The sequence below is a fragment of the Cohnella herbarum genome, from assembly GCF_012849095.1.
GTDB lineage: Bacteria > Bacillota > Bacilli > Paenibacillales > Paenibacillaceae > Cohnella > Cohnella herbarum.
In genome coordinates, this window is the sequence record NZ_CP051680.1 from 2,908,507 (window position 1) to 2,934,772 (window position 26,266).

Here is a 26,266-nt window from a genome sequence, read left to right on the forward strand (position 1 = left end):
TTTATAAACTGAATCCGTATCTCTTAAATTTCTGATCGAGCTGGGTCATTAAGTAGTCTACATCGGATTTGTTTTCAACTTTATCTATATGAATCATCTTTTCAAAGTGTAAAGAGGAAGAAGTAGCTTGAGAAGAACCTATTTTGGGCAATACGCTTGAAATTCCCCCGAACATTCTGTTTGTTAAACCGTTAATAAAGTTAAATGGTCGATCTAGCACCACTTCGCCCTTCTTAAGAATGGCAGGAACCTCGTTGGAACTGAGAAGCTTTTGCCACCACTTCTCCGAGCTTGTGCCACTTACACCAGCCTCGCCACCATCATGATAAAGCGGCATGCCGTTTTTCATCCATTGGCCAGTATACCGATTTAGCGTAGCCCCGATACTTTTTCCAGATTCAGCATTTTGCTCCTCTAAAGTCGCTTTAGTCGCAGCATCTACCGCATTCTTCCATTCTTGGCTACGCCTCTTCATGTTAGTTATAGCATTTATTTCTTTCTGATTAACAGGCACATAGTAAGACTTGGTTGGATTGCCAGACGGGTCATTCGAGCCGTTTCCACTGTTACCATTGTTAGCACTAGAACCACTTGGACCCGGTGGAGTCGGGGTATAAATTCCACCAATTTCATTTGCAATGTTCTTAAAGCGTTGCGCATCTTGCAGCTTTTCAATCAGGTTGCGATCGATACTTGATCCAATAGAGTCCATGTAGCTCTGGACATTGCTAGCAAAGAGCTGCAGAGCTTCTTGCATTTTCACAGCATTATTTTCTAATAATGCTTGCTTTAAGGCCGAATACTGCTGATCAGCCGCTAGATCATCTTGCCACTTTCTATCCGCGGCTTCTTTGGCCGCTTTAATTTCATCTTCCTTGTTTTTAAGCAGATCGTCGAAGTTTTGTTCCCTTATATCTCTTGATCGATCCAATTCATGTTTCTGAATTTCTTCAACCTTGTCGGCCAGCTCTTTCTCCAACTGCTCTCGTTTATATTGGCCTTCGATTGAAGAATCGAGCGAGATTTCAGCAATTTTACCTTGAATATCCAATTGTTCTCTTACTAATTTATCTTTCTCCGAGTTGAAATCCTCGGTCTCATTTCCTCGGCTAAATAACTTTCTCCGGTCGTCAATGTAATCCCTATAATCATCCAAATCTTTATCTAGCGCATCTTGTGCGGCCTTGCCTTGTTTTTCATAAAACTCTTCGATTGCGCTCATGGCATCCTTCGTTGTGTCTTTTACGGAAGATGCCCACTTATCGGTTGCTTCAATTTGTTCGATATTATACTGTTTTGCATATGTTTGTAGAATTTCAAGTCTCGTCTGCGCTTTAATTTTTTCTTCATTTGTTAATTTTTTAGTAAGCTCCTGTTCAAGCCCAAAAATCTCTTTATTTAAGGCTTCGACTCCTCCGATTAATGTATTGTTAATCTCTCTATCTATTTCCGCTGCTTTCCTTTTTTCTTCTTCCGTATCTATATCTCCCAGCACGGACTTAGAATACTTTAGCTCTTCTAGACTCTTGTCGAAACCGGCAATGAAAGCCTCGGCTCGGGCTTTTCCTTCGGCTTCCGAGGATTGAACAATTTCAACATTTGTGGCGGATAGGCCAGTAAGTAGATTGTTCAGATAAATATTAGACGCATCTTTTTCCTGCTCACTTTTGCTATTTCTGATTTTATTCCTAGTCACCGCAATTTCTTTCAGTATATCTTGTCTTTGTTTAACTAAGGTTTGAACAATCCCTTCGGAATACCCAGCCAACAATTTTTTTTCATCTTCCGTATTGATCTCACCAAGTAAAGAGATTGCATTATTGTAATGCGTTTTATTCCGATCCGCTATACCATTGATTTGATCAAGTGCATATTGAAGAGTAGCCGCGATATCCATAGTGACTTGTTTTAATTGCGAATTGACTGCGTCGATCTCGTTCGTCAGTTCCAAGTAGCGTTGAACAAAGCCTTCGAGTTGTTCTGCTGTGTACCCAAATTTTGATTTATTGGATTTAGAGATTGCCACAAGACGTTTGTTGACATCTTCAACGACCTCTCCCCTATTATCCACTAAGCCCGATTTTGTCAGCTTAGATTGTAAGTCAGAATGTTCTTTTTGCTGCTCCTTATTTAATTCTCCAGTAGCGGCAATCAACTTTGAATAAAGCTTTAACCTTTCCTTAAGAAGACTCTCGTAACCTTCCGCTTTCGCCTTTGCTTCCTCGATTGCTTTATTGTTTTCTTCGAGACCGCGATTATATTTATCGATTTCTAGCTGACTTTTGCTAATATTCAATTTAGGTTCGTAAACTGATGATGATGGTGGTGGTGAGTTTGATTGTAGTCCTACAAATTTAATAGGTTTACTATAAGCATCCCTTTGTGCTTCTAATCGCAATCTTTCTAATTCGAGGGACTCCAATTGCTCTTTTTCTTCATCTGGATAAATTTTGCTTGCAATCTCTTTCATTATTTCCGGTGGAAGTCTTCCTGACATTACCGTATAAAATTGTTCATACATTGAGCGTTTACCTTCAAGAGAATCAAATAAATCCTTATTGCTCTTAAGGAGTCTCTCAGTTTCATTTAATCTCTCTTTACGCTCAAAGTTCGCAATTTTCTCCAACAAAGTACCCTTACCTTCAAGTAAACCATTACTATCACTTAACTGTTTTGCGAACTGGGGATACTCATCAATTAACGCTAAGGTCGTATCTAAGGACAGGCTCTCCCCACTTTGAAGCGTTTGATAAGCAGAGGATAGCTTATTAAATGAAGAGAGAGATTTATTTGTGCCCTTATCGAACTCACTTAGTTCGGCACGATAAGTCGTAAAAGAGGCACTCGCTGGTGAGTTGGGAATGTTAGAAAGCGAATTCGAAAAGCGATTAATTGCTCCTTCTGCTACCTTCGAATCTTCGCCAATATCTTTAAATATTTTAATAATTCCGTTTTTATCTCCACCATTGATCATTTTTGTAAGATCTATATCATTCGCTTGAATGTGAGAATTGAATTTTCCAGCCATTTGTTCATATTGATATTGAATTTCATCAACGTTTTTACCGCTAATTTCGGCTGACTCAATAAATGAAGATGCAAGGTTATCTAAGAAGGATTTTACGTTTTGATCGGATTGATTCGTTTCTTCAACTAAAATCCCGTTATAATCTTGAAAAAGAGTAATAAAATCTTTCATTCCTGCTTCAACACTACTATTCGTCTTGAAAATATCATTTCCAATCGCATCTAATTCATTTTTAGCATTTGCAGTTGCTCCAGTAATACCGCCATGATTTAGCATTTCGAAATCTAAAATGTCATCAAAGGCAAATAATTCTTTATCGTCGAACTTCTTCTTGACCTTAATCCGCAGATCATCAAGCAGTTCTAAATATTCCTTCGAATTTTTCTTAAAACCACTCTTGCTTAGTTCTCCTTCCGCAAACGCTAGTGCTTCATATTTAACTGAAGCTACTTCAAAATCCTCATTCTTTGCACCGATTTTATCTCGGTTAGATACAATTACTTTTGCCGAATCTACCAATTTTTTTGAATTTTCCTCGTAAACAGTCCTTCGCCTGTATAGATTTAACTCTTTCTCTTTCTCAATCAACGCATCGATTTCTTGCGCCGTTTTATACACGGCTTTACCTTCGGCATCATAATGATCGATAATTTGCGGCATTAAACCCGCCATTTCAGATCTCAGGCCATTTAATTCTTCTTGCGTTCCGACTTGTGCTTTAAGCTGTTCATTAAGCTCGGTTATTTTGGCAATGTTATCTTGGGAGGTGCTAATCGTTTCCTTTAGATTGGCTACATATTCGGATTGAGAATCTTTCGCCTTAAAGAATAAACCGATCAGCTTTTCCAAAGCAAAACCGATCGCGACAAATACTAAACCAACTACCGATGCTGCAGCAAGTCCCCGCAATGCTACCTTAGCGGCTGTAGCCGAAATGCCTAATGTACTAAAACCAGTTCCCAGCGACAACACGGAAAGTGCAAGTGTCCTAAAGCCTTTACTTAATGCCGCGCCTGCGAAGCCAACCGCCCCTAGGACAACCGGGAGCACGCCAACTGTTTCCACAACTTTGCCCAATACATTGATCAGCATAGTGAATGCGTCAATAACCCCATTAATCGTTGCGGAATCAAGCGTTGACTGCCACATCCCCGACCAAGCGGTACCTAATTGGCTGAGCTTCGCCTCAGTGCTTTCCATGTAAATATTAAACTTCTCTTGACTAACTCCAGCTGCATTTAAAGATCCTTGATACAGGTTAACGGACTGTCCATAACCCTGCATCAAACTCAAGAACGAGCCGCTTTGACTTTCGCCCGCAAGTAGCTTACTGATGTATTGTTGGGTAGAATTGCTCAAATCTCCCCACTTTGAACCTAACTCGTCCATGACACTACCGAAGTTTTTAAAGTTTCCTTCCGTGTCAACCAGATCGATATTCGCTCTATTTAATGCATCCGTAACTTGTACTAGATTCGTGCTTTGATTTTCGTCGAATCCTGTTTCCGTCAACGATTGGAAACGTTCGATCATCGAATTGACAGAGTCTCCGACTTCGGCACTGGAGCCTTTCGTGCTTGATGATATTGTCGTAATCCAACTTGCGACTTTCTCAAATTGCAAACCAGCCTCATTTGTCGCTCCAGTAACAAGCTGCATAGACTGACCAATATCAGCCGCACTAATCGCTGTAGCATCTCCTAGATACGTGAACACATCAGAAGCCTGTTCAGATGAAACTCCTAGTGACTGTACAGTAGAAATCAAAATATTTGCGGAAGACGCGAAATCCAAATTAGCCACTTTGGCGAATTGGGTAGCCGTACTTAGCTTCATCATCATCTCGCTTTCGCTTAAACCTAGCTCGGCAAGTTGAATAGCATTTTGCGCGATAATATCCGTGGCGATCCCGAGTTCCATGCTGAGATCACGAAACTCTTCTCCATATTTAGCCATCTCTTGATGACTCTTATTATAAATCATCGATAATCTGGTAAGTTCCTTGTTCAATTGATTGGCATGATGAACACCCGTAGCAAATAAACCAATAATAGGAACGAATAATGAACCTACATTCGATATAAACGATGCATTATCCATAATCTCTGTTAAAGCGCTTCTTAGTCTCCCGGAATTCGCAGCTGCCGCTTCTCCAGCTTGAGCTGCACTCCCTCCTACATCAATTCCTAAGTTACCGTTAGCCATATTCTCCCTCCTATCCTCAATTTCGTATTTGGTCAAACAATTTCGCTACCATCTCGTACTCCAAAGCCTGATCCCCAGACCAGGCAGTTGGACAATTTTCAATGGATTGTCGGACGGACAACAACATTTCTAAATTTTCCTCATTCTCTTCGATATGGAATTCCTCTTCTAGAAGCTCTTTAAAATCTCGTTCGAATACAACAGAATCCACGACATCATATCTCGCCTGTTCTCCTTCGACTTCAACGATGCGAGGATTGCCCTCTTCATCTAGATGGCAATGTTCCTTCAGCAGCTGCACATGATATTTCCCGAGTTCTTCAGACTTGACGACAAGCAATTCAATAAATTTCATTCTCATTCTGCTTTGTTTGCCTGCTAACGATAAATGATTCATCAACCACTTGGAATAGAAAGCAATTTCTCCATACTTAATCCTCATTTTTCCGCCCCTCCTGTTTCTGTCGCAATGTTGGATTTCGTAACTTCCTCATGAACAAGATTAATAGCTCTCTTTAGATCCCCGAAGATTTTCTCCAACTCATCCTGAACGAACGACGTAATGATGTCCTGCAAATATTCGCCATCCTTTAAAGCAACGATGAGATTAAGCATGTCGTCATACGATTCAGCATCCGTTTCCAAACTGGTAAAATACTTAATAATAAGCGCTGTAGACAGTGCAATTCCGATTGATGCATCAAACTTCTTGTTGTTCTCGAACGCAAACTTGACTAGATTCAATAAATCGGCGATCAAGTCATCCCTCTTAGACGGACGAAACAATAGGTCAATATCAAGCGTACTTCCGTTTGCGAATTGAACTCTTTTCGTTCGCTTGTATTTGTCATTTACTTTCTTTGTCATTTGTAAGGACGATAGATTATTTTTTCTCATATTCAAACTCAAGCAACTCCTTTTTTATTGTTTATTTTCTGCAAACGAACAAACCGCTAGGCTTGTCAGCTTGCAGAAAATAATAAAGGAGAAGGAAGTAGCTCCCTTCTCCCTTATTTATTTCCCGTTAAATAATATCGTTCTCGTCGTAGATCGTAAGGGACCACATATCCGAGCTAAGCGGATCCTTCAACACTTCCAGCTTCAGGTCGAGAACGGCCGGATCGCCGGTAGCGGCCATGGCTACGTTAAATGCATCCTCGAACTTCGCATTCGGAACGGTAATCTGAGCCGCGTAGTCCTCTTTCGTAAATTCGTCGCGGACGATACAGTCGAGCACGACTTTGAACGTTTTGCCGAAGGCATCGGAAGTAACCTTCAACGTTTTGGCGGACGCATCCGTCGTCACTCTGTAGTAAGCAGCCAGTTTCTTGCCGTCGGCGAAATCGCCGCTGAAGAAAGTCAGGTTCTTGCCAGAGATCGAATACTGGCCGGTAGTTGCCGTACCCGTCGCCAGTGCAATCTCGTCGCCCAAGGTACCATCGACGTTCAACTCGTATACGCCGGCCAGATTTCCGACCGGAGCTTTCGATAGAGCGGCCGCATTGGACGCGACGGTCAACGTGTCGATGAACACGACGCCGGTGGCACCTTCCACCAGATTATTGCCGGTAAGCATCGCCAGCGCTTTGTTATCGAACACCGCATCCTGAAGCGTCAGCTTCGATTCGCGGTTACTGGAAAATCCAACGAGCTTGGCGTTGCCGCTGCCCCCGCGGGAATAGACCGTTTCGCCGGTTGTCTCGAGCCCGCTTGTTTTCAACGTTCTTAGTGTTGTAACCGGCTTGCCGGTAGATAAGCTGTAGAAAGTCGCGATGCCCGCGTCGCGGATCGCCCAACGGTTAGGTGTTGCCATAATGTGATCAATCTCCTTTAAGTTTTCTGCTCCAATGCAGATGGGATAGGTTAATTTTCTTGCTATCCACGTTCCCGGCGTATATGCCTTGAATCGTGAATAAGTAATTGTCTACTTGCTCTAGCCTGTTTAAGGCATCATGGAATTGAAATATCGTCATATCGAACACGTTGAATATATTCACCGCATTCGATTTCCACGCAATTCCCGATATTTTGCTAGCGAGGCTGTAAATTTGCTCTTTCTTACGGAGAATTTCATTTTTACCTTCCTGAAGCTTCTCGATTAGCGCTTTGGCTTTGTCATTGGCAGGCTTGTACTCTTCTTTGTCGAAACTCACATGATGGGAGTAAATAATCAAGCTTTGAAAATATTCGAAATTGTGGTTGTTCAGCTTCAACTCCGGATTATCGTCGAAATAAATAAAAACCTCGTTGCGGCTTTCGCCTAACCGAGGTTCCATTTGAAGATGAGCTTTTAATCCCAAGCGGGCTAACTCCCAATATTCCGGGTTTGCGTCACAATTCACGTAGAAAATTTCAAAGCTGGACAATCCGCTCGCGGACATGTCTTCGGAAGAGTCTTTGTTAATCAACAGCGTTGAAATAATCCTGTCATAATGATGATCCCCCATGCTAATGATTTGCTTTAGGGTTGGCGCGGTGAAATACAATTCCATCCCGATCGGAATCGGTAGATTGGCTAGTAATTTTAATTCAATGGCATCATTCATACGATTAGTTGAAATCTACGCATTTATACTGTAGATAGACCCCCTGATAATCTTCGTTAACCGTCAATGGATTCATCTCGTTAAATTGCAGCCTGCCGATTCCGAACCCCTTAGCATTGCTCAGAAATCCGTCCATCTTTCTCATCACATAATCCGTTCTCGTATACTCATAAGAAGTGCGGTGCAAATCTCTATGGGTAAAAATACGAATAATGATAAGCCCGGAATGATAGACGTCGTGAACTTTGCTGTATCCCCCTGCGGACACGGTTAAGAACGTACTCGGAACCGTCTCCACCTTGGGAACGAATAGATACGGAAATACTTTGCTATACAACAGTAAGGCTGAATCTGATATTTCAGGCTGATCCAGAAAGTTGTTTTCGCTATAATAGAGCGCCTTGCATAAGTCGGCATCCGACAGGATGAGTTCGGTTATCTTGTTCTTGTAATCGATAATCTCACCTAACTGGGCTATTCCATTCACCTCCTTCACATCTCCGAACTTCCCGAGAGCGATAGCGAGAAGGAGTCACTCGCTATCGCTCTTGAGAATATCAGTTTCATATTAAGGAATGGATCAGCAAACCCGACAGCCTAATAGGGACGATGGGTTTGGGCATTTCCGACTACTCCACGCGCGATAATCTTACCCGTTTCATATTTTCTCGTTTCCAAGCTAATTCCCGTGATCGTTTGCATGTCGGGCAGTATTTGCTGTTATTCGATTTTTTGGGAAACAACAGTCGACATTCGCTGCAATGGACGAACGATGTCCCTCCCGCTTTCCATTGCAAATAATAGTTCACGATTTCTCTAAAATCGCTAATCACGATTCGGGGTTCATCGAGCTTCATAACGAAGTTCACTTGGATATCCTCCCGATCGACGACGTGCGTTGGCGTTATAAATCCCCTCTGTACCAACTCGTATATCAGTTGATCCTTATTCCTCGCCTTGCTAACCCCCGCTTCTCGCAAAAGCAATTTGGAACCTTGATTAACCCAGCCTCTATTATTCGGATTGATCCGATTCTTCACCTTGGCATACACCAACATGACGAAAGCAAGCCTCTCTAACTTCATATCGTTCAGAGAAACGATTTTATCCAATTCGCCTTGTACAACCTCTATCCGGTCGACATCATTCAGATCATGACATTGCACGGCAATTGTCTTTATCATCGCATTTATCGTCTTGTCCCACTTGGATGGATGATATCCGGCGAGATTCCTCATATGGTTTTCTAGAAGTTCTCCCACTTCTTTTCTATTCTTTCCTAGCGAGAAGTAATGCTTCATCAGAACCCTGATCGTCGTCGTAGGCTTCTTGTCGAAAATTCTTTTCTCCAAAGCATTGTCCAAAATCATCTTTTCATTGGTCACGATATTCATTCTTAATCCGCTCCTTCATATCGGGATGTAAGCATGGCGTAACGCTCTCCTTTGAATTCAATGTCCCCTTCGGGGTCCGCTATTGGATAAGAAATCATATATTCGTTTGCTTTGAGCAAATGGGAAATAATCGTCTCTCCGGCGATATCCCATGCGAATTGCTTAGATTGGTTCGTTCTGTAACATAAATCGATTACGATATTGCACAATTGTTCCGCATCGTTGCAAATCCGGTAGGCATCCTCCACGAATGTTCGGCCATCGATCACTTGAACTTCTTCATCGCTTAGAACAAGTCCGGCTGCTCTTAATGCCATGTAATCTTTTACTTCGGATCGGTGAACGCAGTATAGCTCGGCGATCTCTTTATATTTAATCGGAGGGTAACCCGAATCTGACTTCAGCCTTGAATAGTCGTAATCTTTAACGTTGATAGGCAACTCTTTCACGCCCGCCAACGCACCTTCAACCTTCCGGCAAATCTTGTTCATGACTGAATTCTCTTGGGACACCGGCATTTTGATATAGTAGTAGCGAAGAAAAGTCGTCTGCTCTTCCGTCTTATCCGCTTTGGCGAGCAACTGCTCCAGGGTGCAACCGAATCTATTCCTGCAATTAACCTCAGTAGCGCTCATGAATCTGTCAATCTTCTTCTTAAGTTCGGGATATCGATAGATCATAAAATAAGGCTTTTTCTCCGCGACGATGCTTTGATTAAACCGTTTCAATTCCGCGACTTCTTCGCTATCCGATTCCTCTATGACGTTCGCATGATAGTCATACCATGACTTGGGCATGGGATTGCTTTGGATCCCTTTCGCCTGATCTATAGCATTCTGTTGGTAATTCTGACCGCACTTAATGCGATATTCCATCGTCTTATACTCGTTACTACCAGGGGGATATTTAGCCAATATTTCGTACATCGCGGTAATGCGATTCGTAATGCTTCCGATCTGATCTCCAAAGCTCATCTTATTGGCTCTAATCAAATCTTCCTCTACAATGATTCTCTTTAATGCCGTTTTCTGAGCGCAAATAATCGCATCCTGTTCCCGAATGCTCTGCATAATCGTCGGGTTATTCGTCGTAAACACGGTATCGCTATCCATGTCCGCTCCGTTAAGCGCCTGAGCCGTGGTATCGTGGGAATTAAATATCGTTACCGTATCCATATAGCGATACCAATGGTTCATTTCGGAAGTATTCGCAAGCGAGAATATACGAATATTATTGTGGCATGTCATTGGAGCTCGAAACCCGGCTACCTTCTCGACTCCGCGAGCGCTCCAATACGAATGATAGAACTCTCCCGCTTTTAATAACCCCGTGATTTTCATGCCGAACATGCTTTGACACAGGCTGTACGGATCTCCGGATAAGATCGAGTAATTCCCCTTAATCCTGAGCTCCCCCATCTTAGCTTCTTGAATCCTTCTGCTGATCATTTTGTGCACATGTTTACGTACGAATGGATCGTTGATCATTTCCTTCTCGATCATTAGCGCCTTGACGAAATCGAAATCGCTCTTCTCGAAAGACATTTCATTCATATGAATGCCTTTAAGAAACAGCAATGTTTTACGATAGTCTCCGCCTAATACTTCTTTAATTTCCGATACCGTCGGTTCAATTAACTCATCTATGCCCTCATCGGATAGATGAAGAGATTGTATGAATTGATAATTCAGGTTTCTCTCGTTCTCGAGCTTCTTGGGCGTCGCTTTCGTGACGCTATAAGAATACCCGCCGTTCTCGCAACAGGATAGATAATGCTCTATGCTATCGTAGGAATTCCACAGCTTTAACATCGATTCCGTGAGTATGATCTCGCTTGCAGACACCGATCTCTTTTTCCCCCATACATCCAACACTTCATCCGATTCCGCGATCTCTTTGCTCCAAGCATAATAATCGAAGGTGAACAGCATCCCTTTCGTAAACGCGTTACGAATGCAAAACCCGCTTGGAATATAATCCAAGCCCAGCGACTCTGCCCATCTTCGGCTTAATTCCGGAGTAATCAATCCATATCCGTCGCTATTGTTGTTGAGGAGTTCATAATCCTTGATATCCCTTATTGTAGGCTCAGGACCATCCTCCGTAATGTGCACGATATTGGCTACGATAGGTACTTTGCAATCTTTAACGACTAGGACTCCGGCAGGGCTTGGAACAGGTTTAGAAGCCGAGCATGTCAACGCTTTATAAGCTTCGAATTTGGCAGGGACAAGTTGGATATCTTTGTTACGACCGTTATCTATCTTATCCGCAAGAGTGGAATATACCTCCTCGCTCACATACACAACGGTATTTTTCTTGACCCCACCCGGTGTGGCAAGTAGTCGCTTATATTTCAACCCGTTAATATAAAATCCCTTGCTCGCATTTAACCGGTCGAAGTCCGCCATGCTGTCCATGATCACGGATATGTAGTCCTTCATGAATACTGCGGAATAAAGATCATCGTACAGCTTTGAAATTGTTGCTCCTCTAACCCTCGTCCTCCGTTCCTTCTTCAGAGTACTAATCTCGGTTCTGATTCGGGTTACCGCATTACGATTCTCATCTTGATCAATTCCCCTGATTTCGCGAATAAACCTTAGCGCTTGACTGTCCGCAATTGCGATAAGCTCCTCGTTGTTCCGCGCTTCCTTCAGCGTGTAATTGTCGAGATGCCATTTGGCTTTGCGAAGGCGAGACGAACGAAGCTTATAAATATAAGTGAGATTAGCGTTCAATTTACTCATGGAAATCCCCCCTTTCTTATTAAATGGCTTCCGTATGACATGCCAATTAAACACAACTCCGAGTCGAGATTGTGAATTTGTACGTTAAACAGTCTTCTTTCAGGATTTTCCACATATCGCCAAATCAGGACTATTGATGTAGAATAATGATGAACAAGTAGGAGCCATTCCCCCATCCGATGGGGATAAATTAGGAGAAATGACATGGAGAATTTTATCGATCAAATTAAATCGTTAGCGAGAAGAGTTCAAAAAATGAAGGATAGTATATTAACTGAAGAGGCAACAAAAATGTCCGTATTAATGCCTTTCTTTCAAGCACTTGGATATGATGTCTTTAATCCAGAGGAATTCCTTCCTGAATTCGTTGCCGATGTAGGAATAAAGAAAGGAGAAAAAGTAGACTATGCTATTCTTCAGAATGGGAAGCCTGTTATCTTAATTGAAGCAAAATCTATTCAAGAAATACTCACCAAACATGATTCACAGTTATTTAGATACTTTGGAACAACATCTGCAAAATTCGCAATTTTAACGAACGGTATAACTTACCGTTTTTACACCGATCTTGAAGAACAAAACAAAATGGATACTTCACCGTTTTTCGAATTCAATCTTTTTGAAATCAAAGACCATCAGCTTGTTGAACTTCATAAATTCCAAAAAGACAAATTCAGTATTGAAAATATAAATACGACCGCAGAAGAGTTAAAATATACAAATGAAATTAAGCGCTTTATTAAAAATCAATGGGAAGTCCCAACCGACGATTTTATTTCTTTCATTCTCTCTGATGTATATCCTGGAAAGAAAACGAAACAAGTTATTGAAAAATTCAATGGAATTGTTAAAAAATCCATGAATGAGTTTATTAATGACTTGTTAAATGAGAAAATTCAGTCAGCGCTTGCTACGACGAACGTAGTACCTACTACCTTAAGTGAAGTAGCGGCAACCGCTTCCGAACCAGTGATCGAAGAGACTGGAATTGTTACGACTCAAGAAGAGATTGAGGGCTACATAACTGTAAAAGTACTCTTACAAGAAACCATTGCACCGGATAGGGTTCATTATAGAGACAATCTGAGCTATTTTAATATTCTTATCGACAATAGTATTCGTAAGTGGGTTTGTAGATTGTACTTGAATTCATCGAATTGGTCGGTTGTCTTCAATGATGAATCCACAACATCAGTAAAAATCAATTCGGTATCGGATTTACTTAACCATAAAGAAAAAATTGTTGAAGTCGCAAAGAAATTTCAATGAAACAAAGCAAACCCCCAATACTAATTTGGGGGTTTGCTTTGTTCATAAATGACTTAAATTTAATTAGGTGATAACGTTAACTCCATTTTCACCATATCAAGGACTGCCCTAGTCTCCAACAAAAAGTCAGTTCCAAGGATGCCGTTGATATCCAAACCGTAGTCCATATCGCCAATCTGTATTGTATAATTCCGAATCGATACGTTCTCCAGCTTGAGCCTGTCAATCTTCTTCTCGTAAACATACTCCGCACCACCGACTCCCCGCATCGTTCGAATCAGATCCGTGAGCTCGGGCTCGAGACCTATTTCCAATGCAATTTCAGCGGATAGTAGCGTCGTTGCAGAACCTGTATCGATAAGAATGTTCGGAACGATTCTCTTTATTCCACGATGAGTAAAAAGCATTTCCACAAACGGCAGACCATGCTTTAATTCGAACTTCATTGGATCGCCCGGATTCCGGTCCAAACAGTCACTTCGATGTCCAACTCTTCACGGGACGTGTGCACGACGTACAACTCCCGTGCCTTGTTCTCTCGATGAAGCTTCATATAGGTTTTGAGTGCTTCCTTACTTTCGACACCAAACGAATTCACGACAGATAATTGATCGACAACTCGCTTGTTACCCTGCGTGGTCGCTTCAATCGCTTCAATAAGCACCCACTGTAAAGGATAGTAGCTTCTAACCTCCGGCCATAGCATAAAAGTCCCTCCTCTAGGATACAGCTTATCCACATTATAACAAAACCTGATCTGAGTGCGCATTATCATTCGCAGCAGAAGCTTGGTTTGTTCGATTTAAACACCGATCAATAGCCTTCGCATTTACCCTCGATTTGAATAATATGATTCAAATACCTCAGGAAGGAGGGACTAAAATATGGCTTTCTTCCCTCCGTTCCCCCCTTGGACGGTTCCGCCGACTCCTTTTATACCGCCCATACCTCCAATTCCGCCAATCCCGCCGACATCTCCGCCTATTCCGCCTATTCCTGCTCACAGGAAACCAAAATAATGTGGCTTCCGAGTACATGTAAAATGCGGAATGTCATAACTCCCTCCAATCTCCAATATAAGACAGGCTCACTCTTTCCGCTTGTCCAGCATATCCATATAAAAAGGAGGTATGGGTGTGCCTACTCAATTTTTGGACTTGCGTTTATCCGAGCATAATTCAGGGATTGGTAACGTAAGCCAGCCTTTGAATGTGGTTCCGCAATTGATTGGCGATTTGGGCATTCAAACCCTTGGTGCCGTCGGTACGCCAAACGAAAACGATGTACGCGTTTCGCTTACTGGATCGTTAACTGTTTATAAATTCCTTGATACTCCTGACGATACTGATATAACGGTTGTTATCGAGCGAAACGGCAACGGAACAATTAATTCAGGGACAGCTATTTATGAATCGACTGTACGACCCGGCCCCGTTCAAGGGACGGCATTCACGATTTCCATAACGGCTAGTGATTTTCCGAACGCAGCAATCGTTACAAATGGACAAATACGCTATTCTCTGTTCGTCTACTCCACTTTAGAAGTAGGTAATGATGGAGTTCTTCTATATGCTGCCGTGTTTAATGGAGTAGCGATGGCCGGCAGTAACTAGTACGATTGCGCCTTATCAGGATGCGACCTCTTCTCCACAAAATAAATAATCCCCTTAAGTAGACACTCTAAGTAACGAGTGAACTGGAGGGGATTTTTGTATGGCTAAAAATAGACCTAACAGCAATGAATATCTCCGTCAATGTTACTGGAATCCGCCGTCCATGCCATTCCAACAAGGAAAGAGTAGCTTTCCAAACATCAAAAAGCCTTCTCCCCCGTACCTGATTTAGGAACGAAAAAGAAGGCTTCGCCGATGCTCGGCGACAGAGAATTGCCATGTTTCTGCTTTAGATCTTTAGCTCCCCGAGCTTAATAAGCTCGACAACCGCTTGCGAACGACCTTTGACATTCAGCTTTTGCATCACGTTCGAGATGTGGTTGCGGACCGTTTTCTCGCTGATAAACAACTGCTGCGCAATGTCGCGGGTCGTCTTATCCTGCACTAACAGTTCAAAGACTTCGCGTTCCCGATTGGTGAGTAGGAATTTGCTTTTATGGTCGCTGCCTTTCAACGTTTGTCACCCCTCCTTGCCCGGGAATGTGTGATTACAAGGTATAGGGATACAGTCAACTTTATCATATGAAAGGGTTTTTCTTGTGGTGCGGAGGTGTTGGAAAATGGGCGCGAAAATCGTTTTTGCTTGTTCTCCTCGAAACAAAAAAGAGAAGCCCGGGAAAATCATTCGGGGCTTCTCTTTACCCACTACAACCGGATTGACGATGAAGTGATACTCGTCGATAAGGTTGTGTGCCATCAATGTACGATTCATATGACCGCTGTAGGCACATATTTGAGAATAGAATTCATCTGGCCGCCCCCCTCCTCCTGCATATTGGGCCATGCCGCAGCCATCCCTTCGTAAGTAACTCGACCCAGAAGAAGCGCGTCGCTCGCGTTAAGTAATTCACCTTGGAAATCGGACAGTTCATCATTCCAATAAGGCATTGCCTTGAATATACTCTAATTAACATTCCTCTCAAAGAATATTAATAGAAGTTTTTGACACAACAATCAACGATTTTATCCCAACCGTCAAAAAAGGGCTATCCCTCGGCCGTATTTACGGCTTCTGGGATAGCCCCCAACTAATAGTTTGTTAAGCCGATGCTAACGATGTCTCGTGCCCGCCGGTGCCGGGAAAACCCGTTCGACTAACGCGTTAAACTCGGCCAAAAAGCCTTGAACCGGATGTCCCGCTTTCACGTCTTTCGAATATCCTTCCATCCGTCCGGCGAAGTCCGGGTTCGCGGATACGTACACATTCTCGACCGATGGCGCCAAAACCCGAACTTGATCCGCAATCTTATCCTTAACCGCTGCGGCCAGCGAATGATGGTCGTTTTTTGCTTTTTCATCCTCGTTAACGGCAACATAGGCATTATGATCCGTCATCATGACATATGCGGATTTGATTCCCGGCATCGCTGCGATTTTATCGGCCACCTTATCGCTTGTCTCGATCCGGGAATTGCCATGCATGCCGACGACGTTGTTATTCTCTCTTCGTTCCCCGTGTATCGTGCGATTCTGTTCATTATCCTGGTCATTGGCGAACCGCATTTTGTAATTCATGCCGTTGCCGATCTCTTGGCCACGACCTACGGCGTTCGGACGTATATTTTTATTCCCTAGATCTCCCGTCTTTCCCATGCATCCCGTTAACGCAATTGAGGATGATAACAAGACGGTTGCGACTATGATTCCTTTACGCACGTGTAAAATACCCCCCGTTTCGTCTGCATAATCGGCGTTATCCGCCAATGCATAGGATGCGCTTATAGACTTCCGTTTATTCGGTGGAGGGTGTTAAGAAAGCCGATAAGAAGGCTTGACTGAGTGACGTCATAAATCCTTAGAAAACAAATCGAAAAAATTTTGGTTTATTAGGGGCGCTTTCACAAATACTTAGAATGATTAAAATCAAAATATAACTTACTTCATGACTTGGTCATTATTTCTGATAATACCGTTAGATAAATACAAATCTCAAAAAAATAAGGGATCCTCTGACTGCCGCTGCAGCCGGAGAATCCCTATTAAAGTAACGTGCTCTTTAGGCCGCGCAAAGCTAAGCTGGAACGTAGGTCAACCTGATCACCTGCTCGCCAATTCGATCGCTTGCGACGAGGCGCAGCGGCGGCCGCGGACCGGCGAAGAACGGCTTGCCATGACCCAACACGACTGGATGGAGATAGAGTCGATACTCATCAATGAGACCGAGCTCCGTTAGACTGTGCGCCAACTCCGGTCCCGCAACTTCAATCTCCCCTTCATGCTGAGCCTTCAGTCCACGAATGGCCGCTGCGAGGTCGCCCTCGATCAGAGAAGCGTTCGGACCGACGGACTTTAACGTCCTCGACACCACCCACTTCGGTTTGCTTTGCCACGCCGCTGCGTATTCTCGTTCCGGCGTATCCCATTCAGAATGGTCTCCGTCCCAATACCGCATGGTCTCGTACATGCGGCGCCCGTACAGGCTGCCCGACAGGCCGCGCACGTCGTCGATGAAATGACGGAATAGCACGGGGTCGGGCTGGAATGCCGGGTGGTCGTGGTCAACGAACCCGTCCAAAGACTGGTTCAATGCGAAAATGATTTTTGCCATACAACTGACTCTCCTCCCTGTTTTTCTCGCACATTCATTATCAGGATTACACGTCCCATATTCAGCCCTTTATGACTCCCTTTATGACTACCTACATTATATCATCCAAGAGCATGACCGGTTTCTCATAGATTGCTATTGTGCACAGTCCTGGCCCGACCGAATACAACTTAAAGCTTCTTCCAATTTTCTACAAAATAATCTACCGCTGCCTGCTCAATTGCCAGCCCTTCCGTGTAACGCTCCATAAACAAGTTAAAGCCATTCACATCTGCGCTGTCGGGATATACCTCTTGTCCTTCTGAATCATTAAACACTTTAGTGGTAAGGTAATCAGCCAAGCTCTCATTCTGCTCCTTATTAACCATATAGGATGTCAAAATTGCCATTCCCCATGCACCGCCCTCACCAGCTGTAGACATGACGGAAACAGGAACATTCAGTGCAGCGGCACACATTTTTTGACCGACTAGCGGCGTTTTGAACAATCCGCCATGCGCCAAAATACGGTCAATCGTCACCTGCTCCTTCTGTGTCAAAATATCCATCCCAAGCCTTAGTGCAGCAAATGCGGTAAACAAATGTACTCTCATAAAGTTAGCGAGATTGAATCGGCTTTCTGGAGAACGAACGAACAGCGGACGACCTTTTGCAAGCCCGGTGATGTTCTCGCCTGAATAGTAGCCGTAGCTCAGCAAGCCGCCGCCATCAGCGTCTGCTTCCATCGCTTTGTTGAACAGGACGTTGAATAACCGATTCATATCGGTTTTCTGCCCCATGGCTTCATAAAATTCACGGAATAAACCGAGCCATGCATTAATATCGCTTGAGCAGTTGTTGGCAAGAACCATGCCGACAGGGCTGCCATCTGGCGTAGTCACGATGTCAATCTCAGGGTAAACCGCGGATAAATCTTTCTCCAGTACAATCATGGCAAAAATCGACGTACCCACGGAAATGTTACCAGTACGCTTGTTGACACTATTCGTAGCAACCATGCCTGTTCCGGCATCGCCTTCAGGAGGACATAGCGGAATACCCGCTTGCAGGCGGCCTGAGGGATCTAATAGCCGGGCACCATCTTCACTGAGATAGCCAGCATGTTCACCTGCAGGATATACTTTAGGCAGAATATCTTCAAGACTCCACGGGTAGCCTTTATCGGCAATTAATTCGGCAAACTGCTTCACCATCTCTTCATTATATTGCAGCTCAGATTCATCGATTGGGAACATACCGGAGGCATCCCCCAAACCAAGAGCCTTGCTGCCGGTCAACAGCCAATGAATGTAACCCGACAAAGTTGTAAAATAATCTATGTTAGTGACATGCTCTTCATCGTTTAAAATCGCTTGATACAAATGTGCAATGCTCCAGCGTTGAGGAATTTTAAACTGGAATTTCTCGGTTAGCTCCGATGCAGCTGTGCCCGTTGTGGCATTGCGCCATGTACGGAACGGAACCAATAGCTCCCCTGCTTGATCAAGTACAATATAGCCCTGCATCATGGCAGAACATCCGATTGAACCGATTTTTTGCAGCGTTACGCCATAATTATTTTCAACCTCTTGCTTTAATTGGCGATAGGTTTCTTGTAATCCGTTAATCATTTCATTGAGAGGGTAGGTCCAATAACCGTCGATCAATTGATTTTCCCACTCATAGCTGCTGGTACCGATAGTTTCAAAATTGTAATCAATCAGTACAGCCTTGATTCGAGTGGATCCAAATTCGATGCCAAGCGAGGTTTCTCCTCTGACTATCGCTTGTTTAATATTTTGATTCATGATGGCTTTGCCCCTCCTTAAAAATGTACGAGTATAAGTTCTGGTTATTATGGTGTGATGATAGCACTTGTAACTTAGTTTGTCTATTCAACAAACTAATTTTATATATCGGTATGGCTAGTTACATATTGTTGCTCCAAGTAGCTGACTCGGATGAATGGCATGTGCAATCCGGGATTCATCCGTAATTCTCAGTTCGCCAGCTCTCGTTCGGGACTTTCACCCTAGAGATGACGCCCCTGCTGGGCGTTCATAGCAAAAGCCAGAATCCTCAGATAAGGAGTTCTGGCTTTATTTGCGTTATTCCGAGATACGCCGCCCTCCCTAGCCTGGACTAGTCAGTAAACCTTACTCTTTTACGCTCCCTAACTGCAATCCCGAGACGAAATGCCGCTGCAGGAACGGATATACAACCAGAATCGGCACCGATGCAACCATCGTAATGGCGGCTCGGATCGACAGCGGCGTAATCATCGTTGCGGTATCCCTGGCAGCTGTAGACGACAAGCTCGGATTGGCATTGGAATTTACTGTTGAAGACATCAGCCTCATCAGTTCGTATTGAAGCGTACTCAGGTTCTGCTTCGACGAGGCGAAGATAAACGTGTCGAACCACGTGTTCCATTGGCCGACGGCCGTGAACAGCGCGATCGTCGCGAGCACCGGCGTACAAAGCGGCAAAATGATGCTAAAGAATACCCGGAAATCGCTTGCGCCGTCTATCTTAGACGATTCGATCAAGCTTTCCGGCAGCGTGTGAATGTAGGTACGGACGACGAGCATGTTAAACGCGCTGATCAGCCCCGCCCCTGCTCCCGGGAACAGAATATAAACAAGAAACGTATTCAGCAAATTCAGATCCTTGATCAAAAAATAGGAAGGAATGAGACCGGCACTGAAATACATCGTAAGTATAAAAATTAGCGTGACGGGTTTACGGAACATATATTCTTTACGGCTAATCGTATACGCCAGCATAGTGGTCAGGAAGACGCTGACCACCGTACCGATCACGGTCCGGGCGACGGACACCCAGAAAGCGTGGTACACTTTGCCGGTCGCGAACACTGCTTCATAGTTCTTGAACGTCCATTCCCGCGGCCATACGTAGATGCCGCCGCGCGTCGTATCGAGGCCCGCGTTGAACGAGACCGCCAACGTGTTGAGGAACGGATACAATGTGACAACCGCAACGAACAGCATGAATAAAGTGTTAAACGTATGAAACAGAAACGGCTCCGTCTTGTATTTTCTGATGGCTGTTTGCATGCGGAGCCCTCCTTATATAAGTCGCTCTTCGCCGAGACGCTTGGCGATTAAATTCGCGCAGTAGAGTAGTATGATGCTCACGATAGTTTTGAATATGCCGGCTGCGACGCCGAGCGAGTAGTTCCCGAGTTTGAGACCGTACTTCAGTACAAATATGTCGATCGTCTCCGACCAGTCGAGCACTTGTCCATTTCCGAGGAAATATTGAATATCGAAACCGCCGCCGTTTAGAATCCAGCCGACGTTCATGATCATCAGGATGACAATAATCGGCCTGATGCCGGGCAGCGTGATGTTCCATATTTTGCGGTAGCGCCCCGCGCCGTCTACCTCGGCAGCTTCGTACAAGGACGGATCGACGGATGCAATGGCCGCCAAGTAGATGATCGTATTCCAGCCGACCTCCTTCCAGACGTTGGTCATCCCAACGATTCCCCAGAAGTACTTGCCTTCGCCTAGCCACAGAATAGGTTCATTGATGATATGGAGCTTCATCAGTACGATGTTTACGATGCCGCCTTCAGTGGACAACGACATCGAGACGAGACCGGTCACAATAACCCAAGAAAGAAAGTGCGGAAGATACGAGATGGTCTGGATTAACCGTTTGAAGCCTGTTTTCTTGATTTCATTCAACAGTAGTGCCAAGCCGATCGCCGTACCAAACCCAAGGATGAGCGAGATGAAGCTCATCGCGATCGTATTGCGAAGAACGCGGGTAAAGCCTTCATCCATAAACAGAAACTTGAATTGATCCAGTCCGACCCAGGTCTGCTCGAAGATCGAGGATCCCGCCATCGGCTTAAAGTCCTGGAACGCCATCAGCCAGCCCCAGAGGGGACCATAGGCAAAGAGTAGGACGTATAACACCATTGGGAAAGACATGATGATCAACTGTCGCTGGCGGACCATCTTCCTCCAGAACGTTTCGGTCCGCGGAGCGGACTGAGGTGCGATTTCAACCTTTTGGACCGTATGCTGCGACATCGGTTCCGCCTCCTGTCTCGAACGAGCGGAAGGCCGGAACAATCGCTCCAACCTTCCGCCATCCTTCTTCTTATTTACTCGTCCAAGTGTCCGTGCGCCATTTGAGTTGTTCGTTTACTCGATCCAGATAAGCTTGAGTATCCACTTTGCCCATTTGTCCGACATAATCGGACCATACTTCTTCGAATTTATCCGGTTTACTCAAGATCGCCTTCGGCAAGTACTTGAAGTCCAAATCCTTCATCTTCTGGTTGGCGACTTTCGCCGGGGAACCTTCGATGAGGTCGATGTTCCATGCCGGGTACGACACGCGGTTCTCCGGCGGAGACGAGAAGAAGTCGGTCCACGTTTTGAAGCCGTATGCGGTCAACAGCTCTTTATCGATGTCCTTCAAGTTTGCGAAAAATTCGTCCGGTTGGTTGCCCGGGCCGTCCGCATTACCATCTGGATAGTTTCCTTCCAATTTAGGGAGATACCCCCAGAGCGATTCCGCTTTGTACTGCTGCTTCCAAGTGACGTCTTCTTGTTGTTTGCGCATTTCCGGCGTCCGGTAGTAGAGTCCGTTGTCGCCGACGAGATAGTCGACGCCTTCTTCGCCCCAACTGAGACGCTTCTGCCACTTCTCCGAGACCATCGTGTCGATGAACTTGATGACTTTTACCGGATCCTCGGCGTTGACCGTGATGCCGAACCCGTTGCCCAAGTTGATCGGCGGACGATCAAGATAGTAATCCTTCGTGTTTACGTCATATACGAGCGGGAAGCCGACGTAAGTGCGATCGAACTTGCCTTGAGAGATGAGTGAATCATGGGCTTGCCCGAAGTTCCAACGTTGATCGAACATACCGAGCACGCGTCCGCTGGATACCTTCGCCAGATACTGGTCATAGTTTTGCGCGAACGCTTCTTTGTCCATCAAGCCTTTGGCATTGATTTCGTTCAGCTTATTATAGTAGGGCTTCGCGGTATCCGTAGCAGCGAATAGCGTTGCAACGTTCGTATTCGGATCGACGAGTACGCCGCCGTCGTTCGGATGGCCGGCCAAATGCTGCGGCGCGTTGCGCAGACCCCAATCGCGCCAGTCGAAAGCGAGCGACGAGAAGCCGATCGTCGGTTGACCGTCAATCTCAGGGTACTTGGCCGCATAATCTTCAATCAGCTTGAAGTATTCGTCCAGCGTTTTGATCTTCGGAAAACCGTATTCTTTGAGAATCGCCTTCTGGATATAGAATGCCGGTCCCATGTAATCCGTCGGCTTGAATTCGCCTTGATAGACCCCGTAGTTCGGCAGCCAGTAAATGTGACCGTCCGCCGGGTCTTTCAATTGTTCCCACACTTTTCCGAATATCTTCTTCAAGTTCGGTGCGTTCTGCTCGATCAGGTCTTCCAACGGGATGACCGCTTTGGCCGCCGTCAGCTTCGTATTCGCCGTAATCATGTCCGGGTAATCGCCGCCGGCGATCATAACGCCGAGCTTCTGCTCGATATCGCCGACCAGATATTCTTCCTTCAGCGTCACGCCGAGCTGCTCTTTGATTTCCTTGTAGATTTTGTTGTCGTCCGTCGGGATCGGTCCCGTAGCAGCCGTAAACAAGGAGATGGTGAATGGCTCCACAGTCGCTTCGGGCGAGTCGGATTCGGACGCGCTGGCTTCGGGCGAGGAACCGCTCGCTCTCGGCGATGCCGATGAAGAAGAGCTGCCTTCATTGTTACCGTTCTTGGAGCAAGCTGACGCGAAGATACTGAAAGTCAGAATCAGCATGAGCAACCCTAAAGCTGCTTTTCTAGTGCGAACCCCCATGTTAAATCCTCCTTAGCGGATGTGACGCAAGACGGCGCGCATTCGTCTTACTGTTTACATGGTAGCGCTTCCTTGGATGCGGTTACAATTCACAGATTAAATGAATATCCCCCTTAAAAATCGGCTTCACCCGCCGTTTGCGTTCTTGCTGCTTTACCCTTTCAAATCCCGGTATTCCGCTGGCTTCCTGCCCGTCCGTCGTTCGAAATGTTGCAGAAAATAGCGGTAGTGCGCGTATCCGACCTGCTCTGCGACAGCGCTTGTCGTCTCGGTTGTGCTTCGAAGCTTTTCGCAAGCCTCGGCGATACGCAAATCATGCATCCGATCGAGCAATCCGCAGCCGAACTTATCTTGATAAGCCTTTCCTAGATAAACCGGGTTCAAATAAAACCGAGCCGCCATGCCCCGGATTGATAGCGGATTGCGATAATTCTCGCGGACGTACCGATCGACCTCGGTCATGATGCTGCCGGGCTTGCGCTCTCGAATCAATTGCACGGAGTCGATCACCTGCTTCGCAAAAGAAAGTATGCGCATCCGCGAGGACGTCGGCCCATCATCCGCCCCGTATGTAGCCGGATCTTGACTGGAATGCAGCAACAAAGCCAAATCGCCGCCGGTTTCACGAATCAACTTGCCGCATTGAACGATCAATGAATCCGCGAACAGCTCGGCCCATTCTAACGAACGGCCTTCCATTTCCCGGAACAAGCTATCGATCACGTCCGCCGCCCGAACCCGATCCGCATCTTCGATCGCTTCCAGCACGTCCTTCATCCGATACGCGGCCAGAGCTGGCAGCGACTTCCCTTCACCGCCCTCACTCGCCTTCTGTCGGAACTTACGGCGGACATCCAGCCGCATTCGAATCTGATTCAGCACCTCCGCCGCCTCTTCTCCGATGACCGGCTTTAACAAGTATTGATGGACGCCGAGTTGCATGGCGCGTTTGGCGAACGCAAATTCACCGTAAGCGCTAAGCACGACGAATTCGATAGAGATTCCCCGCTCGCCGCGCAATTGCCCGATCAATTCCAAGCCGTCCATCTCCGGCATCCGAATATCCGTCACGATAACATCCGGCTTCAACTCCCGCGCCGCAGACAGAGCCTCGACGCCGTTCTCACACACGCCGCAGACGCGGAATCCAAGATGTTCCCAATCAACAAACATTTGCAAACCTTCGATCGCATACGGTTCATCATCCACCAACAGCACCGAGTACATTTCATCTCCCCCCTTCATCCGAGGACAAGGCAGGAATCCGAAAGCTGACTCGAGTGCCCTCGCCCGCACGGCTGTCGATGTAAAAATCGACGCGCTCCCCATAATGGAGCCTTAGCCGCTTATAAACGTTTCGCATGCCCACGTTCTCGTCCGAATCGAGACTGCCGTTCATCATGCTTCGGATTTCGTTCAACCTATCCTCGTCCATGCCTTTGCCGTTATCTTCGACCTGCACGTGCAAATAAGTGTCCGTTCGCCGGGCTTCAATACGAATCATTCGCTGCCCTTTGACCGCCTGCAGCCCGTGCTTGCACGCATTCTCGACAAGCGGTTGGATGCACATTTTCGGCACTAGGCAACTCGCGGCTTCATCTTCGATATGGAAGAGGTAGTCAAACCTATCCGCAAAACGGAACTTTTCGATTTTCAAGTACATTTCCGTAAAATGAAGCTCATCCTGCAGCGTGACGACGTCGTCGGACCAACTGATCATCCGACGAAGCAATTGGGACAAGTTGCGGATAATGTCAGTCACTTCCGCATAGCCGTTCTTAGCGCTGACGACGAGCAGGGCGTTTAACGTATTGAACAGGAAATGCGGATTTACCTGGCTTTGTAGCAGCTTCATTTCGGCACGGATCCGCTCCAGCTCCATGTCCTTCTGTTGGATTTCGAGCTTGTAGACATCGTTAACGAGAGACTCGATCTGAGCCACCATCCGATTGTAGCTGCGAATCAGCCCGCCGATCTCGTCTTTGCCTTCCCGCAGCACGATCAAGTCGAACTTCTCGTCTTTCGCTTTCTCCATATGCCGAGACAGTCGACGAATCCGATAATTGTACGAACGCAACATAATGAAAATGAGCGAAGTCGGAAGCAAAGTGCTAATAGCGGCCAGCATCCAGATGAAATGGTTCGAGCTCTGGACGGCCGTCTGAAATCGGTCCGTTTCCGCAAGACCGACGAGCGTCCATCCGCGAATATACGAAGGATTGCCTAGCGGGCTTCGGAACGTCAGTATGTCGTCCTCGCCGCTGTCCTTCGAAGCGCTTGGATTCATAAACTGGGAGGAGGGGAAAAGCACTTGATTTTGCGAATCCAGCATGCTGAGCGTCATATAAGGTTTCTCCTCTCCTAGAATCTCGTCGAAGCTGCTGAGCTTAAGATCGATTCGCAAATATTTGGCATAGCGCCCATACAACGGGTATTCGTTCAGCTTGCGCACGATACTGAAATATTCTTTACTGGCTTTCGCGTTCATAGGGTCGACATCTGTATACATGAGGACCTGGACGGCCGATTGGGACGCGGAAGCCGCCTCATACCATGGGCTGCGCTTCTCAGCTTCGTCCAAGATGAAGAAATTGCTTCCGGTCACGACCGTCGGATTTTCCGTGAATACCGAGATATTCTCAACGTACGTATAGGCGGACATGAACGGCCTCATCTTACCGGTCAGCACCTCATTGAAGCTTTCATAGAAATCGACAATGTCGACATATTCCTTGTCCAGCATCTCATATAAGGTACGGTCCGTCGCGACGGAATGGCTAAGCGTGACGCCGCCCTCGATCATGTCCATCGCCTTCTTGGCCGCCCGCTCGATCGTTAGCTGAAGGTTGTTCTGCTCCCGGGATTGAATGTCCTTCGACGTTTGTCGGAAAAAGAGAATGTTGATCGTCAGGATCGGCAATAGAACGCAAAGAAGGTAGATAAGCGTGAACTTCCATTTGAGAGGAATGTTGTTGACGAAGCTGAGCCAGCCGATCGGCTTACGCATGC

General features: G+C 45.7%; 22 protein-coding genes. 2 read left to right on the plus strand and 20 right to left on the minus strand.

Annotated features, from left to right (window positions below; translation table 11 throughout):
* Window position 1: 1 nt before the first annotated feature.
* The 8 genes from HH215_RS12935 to HH215_RS12970 all read right to left on the minus strand — a co-directional run bounded on the left by HH215_RS12935 (window position 2) and on the right by HH215_RS12970 (window position 11,923).
* Window positions 2-5,233 (minus strand): phage tail tape measure protein, encoded by a 5,232-nt coding sequence (locus HH215_RS12935; RefSeq protein WP_169280284.1) that lies wholly within the window; start codon window positions 5,231-5,233, stop codon window positions 2-4.
* Between the two features lie 16 nt (window positions 5,234-5,249).
* Window positions 5,250-5,675, minus strand: coding sequence for a hypothetical protein (locus tag HH215_RS12940; protein ID WP_169280285.1), 426 nt, complete (start codon window positions 5,673-5,675; stop codon window positions 5,250-5,252).
* Window positions 5,672-6,130, minus strand: a complete 459-nt coding sequence (locus tag HH215_RS12945) for a YomO family phage-derived protein (protein WP_510549640.1) — start codon at window positions 6,128-6,130, stop codon at window positions 5,672-5,674. The genes HH215_RS12940 and HH215_RS12945 overlap by 4 nt, the downstream gene beginning before the upstream one ends.
* Before the next feature lie 127 nt (window positions 6,131-6,257).
* Window positions 6,258-7,046, minus strand: a complete 789-nt coding sequence (locus HH215_RS12950) for a YomU family phage tail tube protein (protein ID WP_169280287.1) — start codon at window positions 7,044-7,046, stop codon at window positions 6,258-6,260.
* Window positions 7,047-7,053: 7 nt separating this feature from the next.
* Window positions 7,054-7,779: a hypothetical protein gene (locus HH215_RS12955; protein ID WP_169280288.1), complete on the minus strand. Its 726-nt coding sequence runs from the start codon at window positions 7,777-7,779 to the stop codon at window positions 7,054-7,056.
* A 4-nt stretch (window positions 7,780-7,783) separates the two neighbouring features.
* The gene (locus tag HH215_RS12960; RefSeq protein WP_169280289.1) at window positions 7,784-8,275 is read right to left on the minus strand and encodes a YomW family phage-derived protein; all 492 of its coding nucleotides are present in this window, start codon (window positions 8,273-8,275) and stop codon (window positions 7,784-7,786) included.
* Between the two features lie 133 nt (window positions 8,276-8,408).
* Window positions 8,409-9,173 (minus strand): hypothetical protein, encoded by a 765-nt coding sequence (locus HH215_RS12965; RefSeq protein ID WP_169280290.1) that lies wholly within the window; start codon window positions 9,171-9,173, stop codon window positions 8,409-8,411.
* A 2-nt stretch (window positions 9,174-9,175) separates the two neighbouring features.
* On the minus strand, window positions 9,176-11,923 hold the full coding sequence (locus HH215_RS12970; protein WP_169280291.1) for an RNA dependent RNA polymerase: 2,748 nt from the start codon (window positions 11,921-11,923) through the stop codon (window positions 9,176-9,178).
* A gap of 204 nt (window positions 11,924-12,127) precedes the next feature.
* On the opposite strand from HH215_RS12970, the gene HH215_RS12975 reads away from it, so the two are divergent.
* Window positions 12,128-13,192: a type I restriction endonuclease gene (locus HH215_RS12975; RefSeq protein ID WP_169280292.1), complete on the plus strand. Its 1,065-nt coding sequence runs from the start codon at window positions 12,128-12,130 to the stop codon at window positions 13,190-13,192.
* A 59-nt stretch (window positions 13,193-13,251) separates the two neighbouring features.
* On the opposite strand, the gene HH215_RS12980 is transcribed toward HH215_RS12975, so the two are convergent.
* Complete coding sequence (locus HH215_RS12980; RefSeq protein ID WP_169280293.1) at window positions 13,252-13,638, minus strand: retropepsin-like aspartic protease; 387 nt, start codon at window positions 13,636-13,638, stop codon at window positions 13,252-13,254.
* A complete protein-coding gene (locus HH215_RS12985; RefSeq protein WP_169280294.1) occupies window positions 13,635-13,898 on the minus strand; it encodes a hypothetical protein in 264 nt (87 codons plus the stop codon). The genes HH215_RS12980 and HH215_RS12985 overlap by 4 nt, the downstream gene beginning before the upstream one ends.
* A gap of 430 nt (window positions 13,899-14,328) precedes the next feature.
* Between HH215_RS12985 and HH215_RS12990 the strand changes: the two genes are divergently transcribed.
* Window positions 14,329-14,805: a hypothetical protein gene (locus HH215_RS12990; protein ID WP_169280295.1), complete on the plus strand. Its 477-nt coding sequence runs from the start codon at window positions 14,329-14,331 to the stop codon at window positions 14,803-14,805.
* A gap of 289 nt (window positions 14,806-15,094) precedes the next feature.
* On the opposite strand, the gene HH215_RS12995 is transcribed toward HH215_RS12990, so the two are convergent.
* The 10 genes from HH215_RS12995 to HH215_RS13040 all read right to left on the minus strand — a co-directional run bounded on the left by HH215_RS12995 (window position 15,095) and on the right by HH215_RS13040 (window position 26,264).
* A complete protein-coding gene (locus HH215_RS12995) occupies window positions 15,095-15,319 on the minus strand; it encodes a helix-turn-helix domain-containing protein (protein ID WP_019422432.1) in 225 nt (74 codons plus the stop codon).
* A gap of 6 nt (window positions 15,320-15,325) precedes the next feature.
* On the minus strand, window positions 15,326-15,649 hold the full coding sequence (locus tag HH215_RS37020) for a dihydrofolate reductase family protein (protein WP_254450463.1): 324 nt from the start codon (window positions 15,647-15,649) through the stop codon (window positions 15,326-15,328).
* A 266-nt stretch (window positions 15,650-15,915) separates the two neighbouring features.
* Window positions 15,916-16,521: a YhcN/YlaJ family sporulation lipoprotein gene (locus HH215_RS13005; protein ID WP_169280296.1), complete on the minus strand. Its 606-nt coding sequence runs from the start codon at window positions 16,519-16,521 to the stop codon at window positions 15,916-15,918.
* Between the two features lie 355 nt (window positions 16,522-16,876).
* Window positions 16,877-17,413 (minus strand): dihydrofolate reductase family protein, encoded by a 537-nt coding sequence (locus tag HH215_RS13010; protein ID WP_169280297.1) that lies wholly within the window; start codon window positions 17,411-17,413, stop codon window positions 16,877-16,879.
* A 170-nt stretch (window positions 17,414-17,583) separates the two neighbouring features.
* Window positions 17,584-19,200, minus strand: coding sequence for a xylulokinase (locus HH215_RS13015; protein WP_169280298.1), 1,617 nt, complete (start codon window positions 19,198-19,200; stop codon window positions 17,584-17,586).
* 348 nt (window positions 19,201-19,548) lie between these two features.
* Window positions 19,549-20,469 carry a carbohydrate ABC transporter permease gene (locus HH215_RS13020; RefSeq protein WP_169280299.1) on the minus strand — a complete coding sequence of 307 codons (921 nt, stop codon included), beginning with the start codon at window positions 20,467-20,469 and terminating at the stop codon, window positions 19,549-19,551.
* 12 nt (window positions 20,470-20,481) lie between these two features.
* Window positions 20,482-21,456, minus strand: a complete 975-nt coding sequence (locus tag HH215_RS13025; protein ID WP_169280300.1) for an ABC transporter permease — start codon at window positions 21,454-21,456, stop codon at window positions 20,482-20,484.
* Window positions 21,457-21,526: 70 nt separating this feature from the next.
* Window positions 21,527-23,257 carry an ABC transporter substrate-binding protein gene (locus HH215_RS13030; protein ID WP_169280301.1) on the minus strand — a complete coding sequence of 577 codons (1,731 nt, stop codon included), beginning with the start codon at window positions 23,255-23,257 and terminating at the stop codon, window positions 21,527-21,529.
* Window positions 23,258-23,410: 153 nt separating this feature from the next.
* Window positions 23,411-24,484, minus strand: coding sequence for a response regulator transcription factor (locus HH215_RS13035; protein ID WP_169280302.1), 1,074 nt, complete (start codon window positions 24,482-24,484; stop codon window positions 23,411-23,413).
* A 1-nt stretch (window position 24,485) separates the two neighbouring features.
* On the minus strand, window positions 24,486-26,264 hold the full coding sequence (locus tag HH215_RS13040) for a cache domain-containing sensor histidine kinase (RefSeq protein WP_169280303.1): 1,779 nt from the start codon (window positions 26,262-26,264) through the stop codon (window positions 24,486-24,488).
* Between the last annotated feature and the right edge of the window lie 2 nt (window positions 26,265-26,266).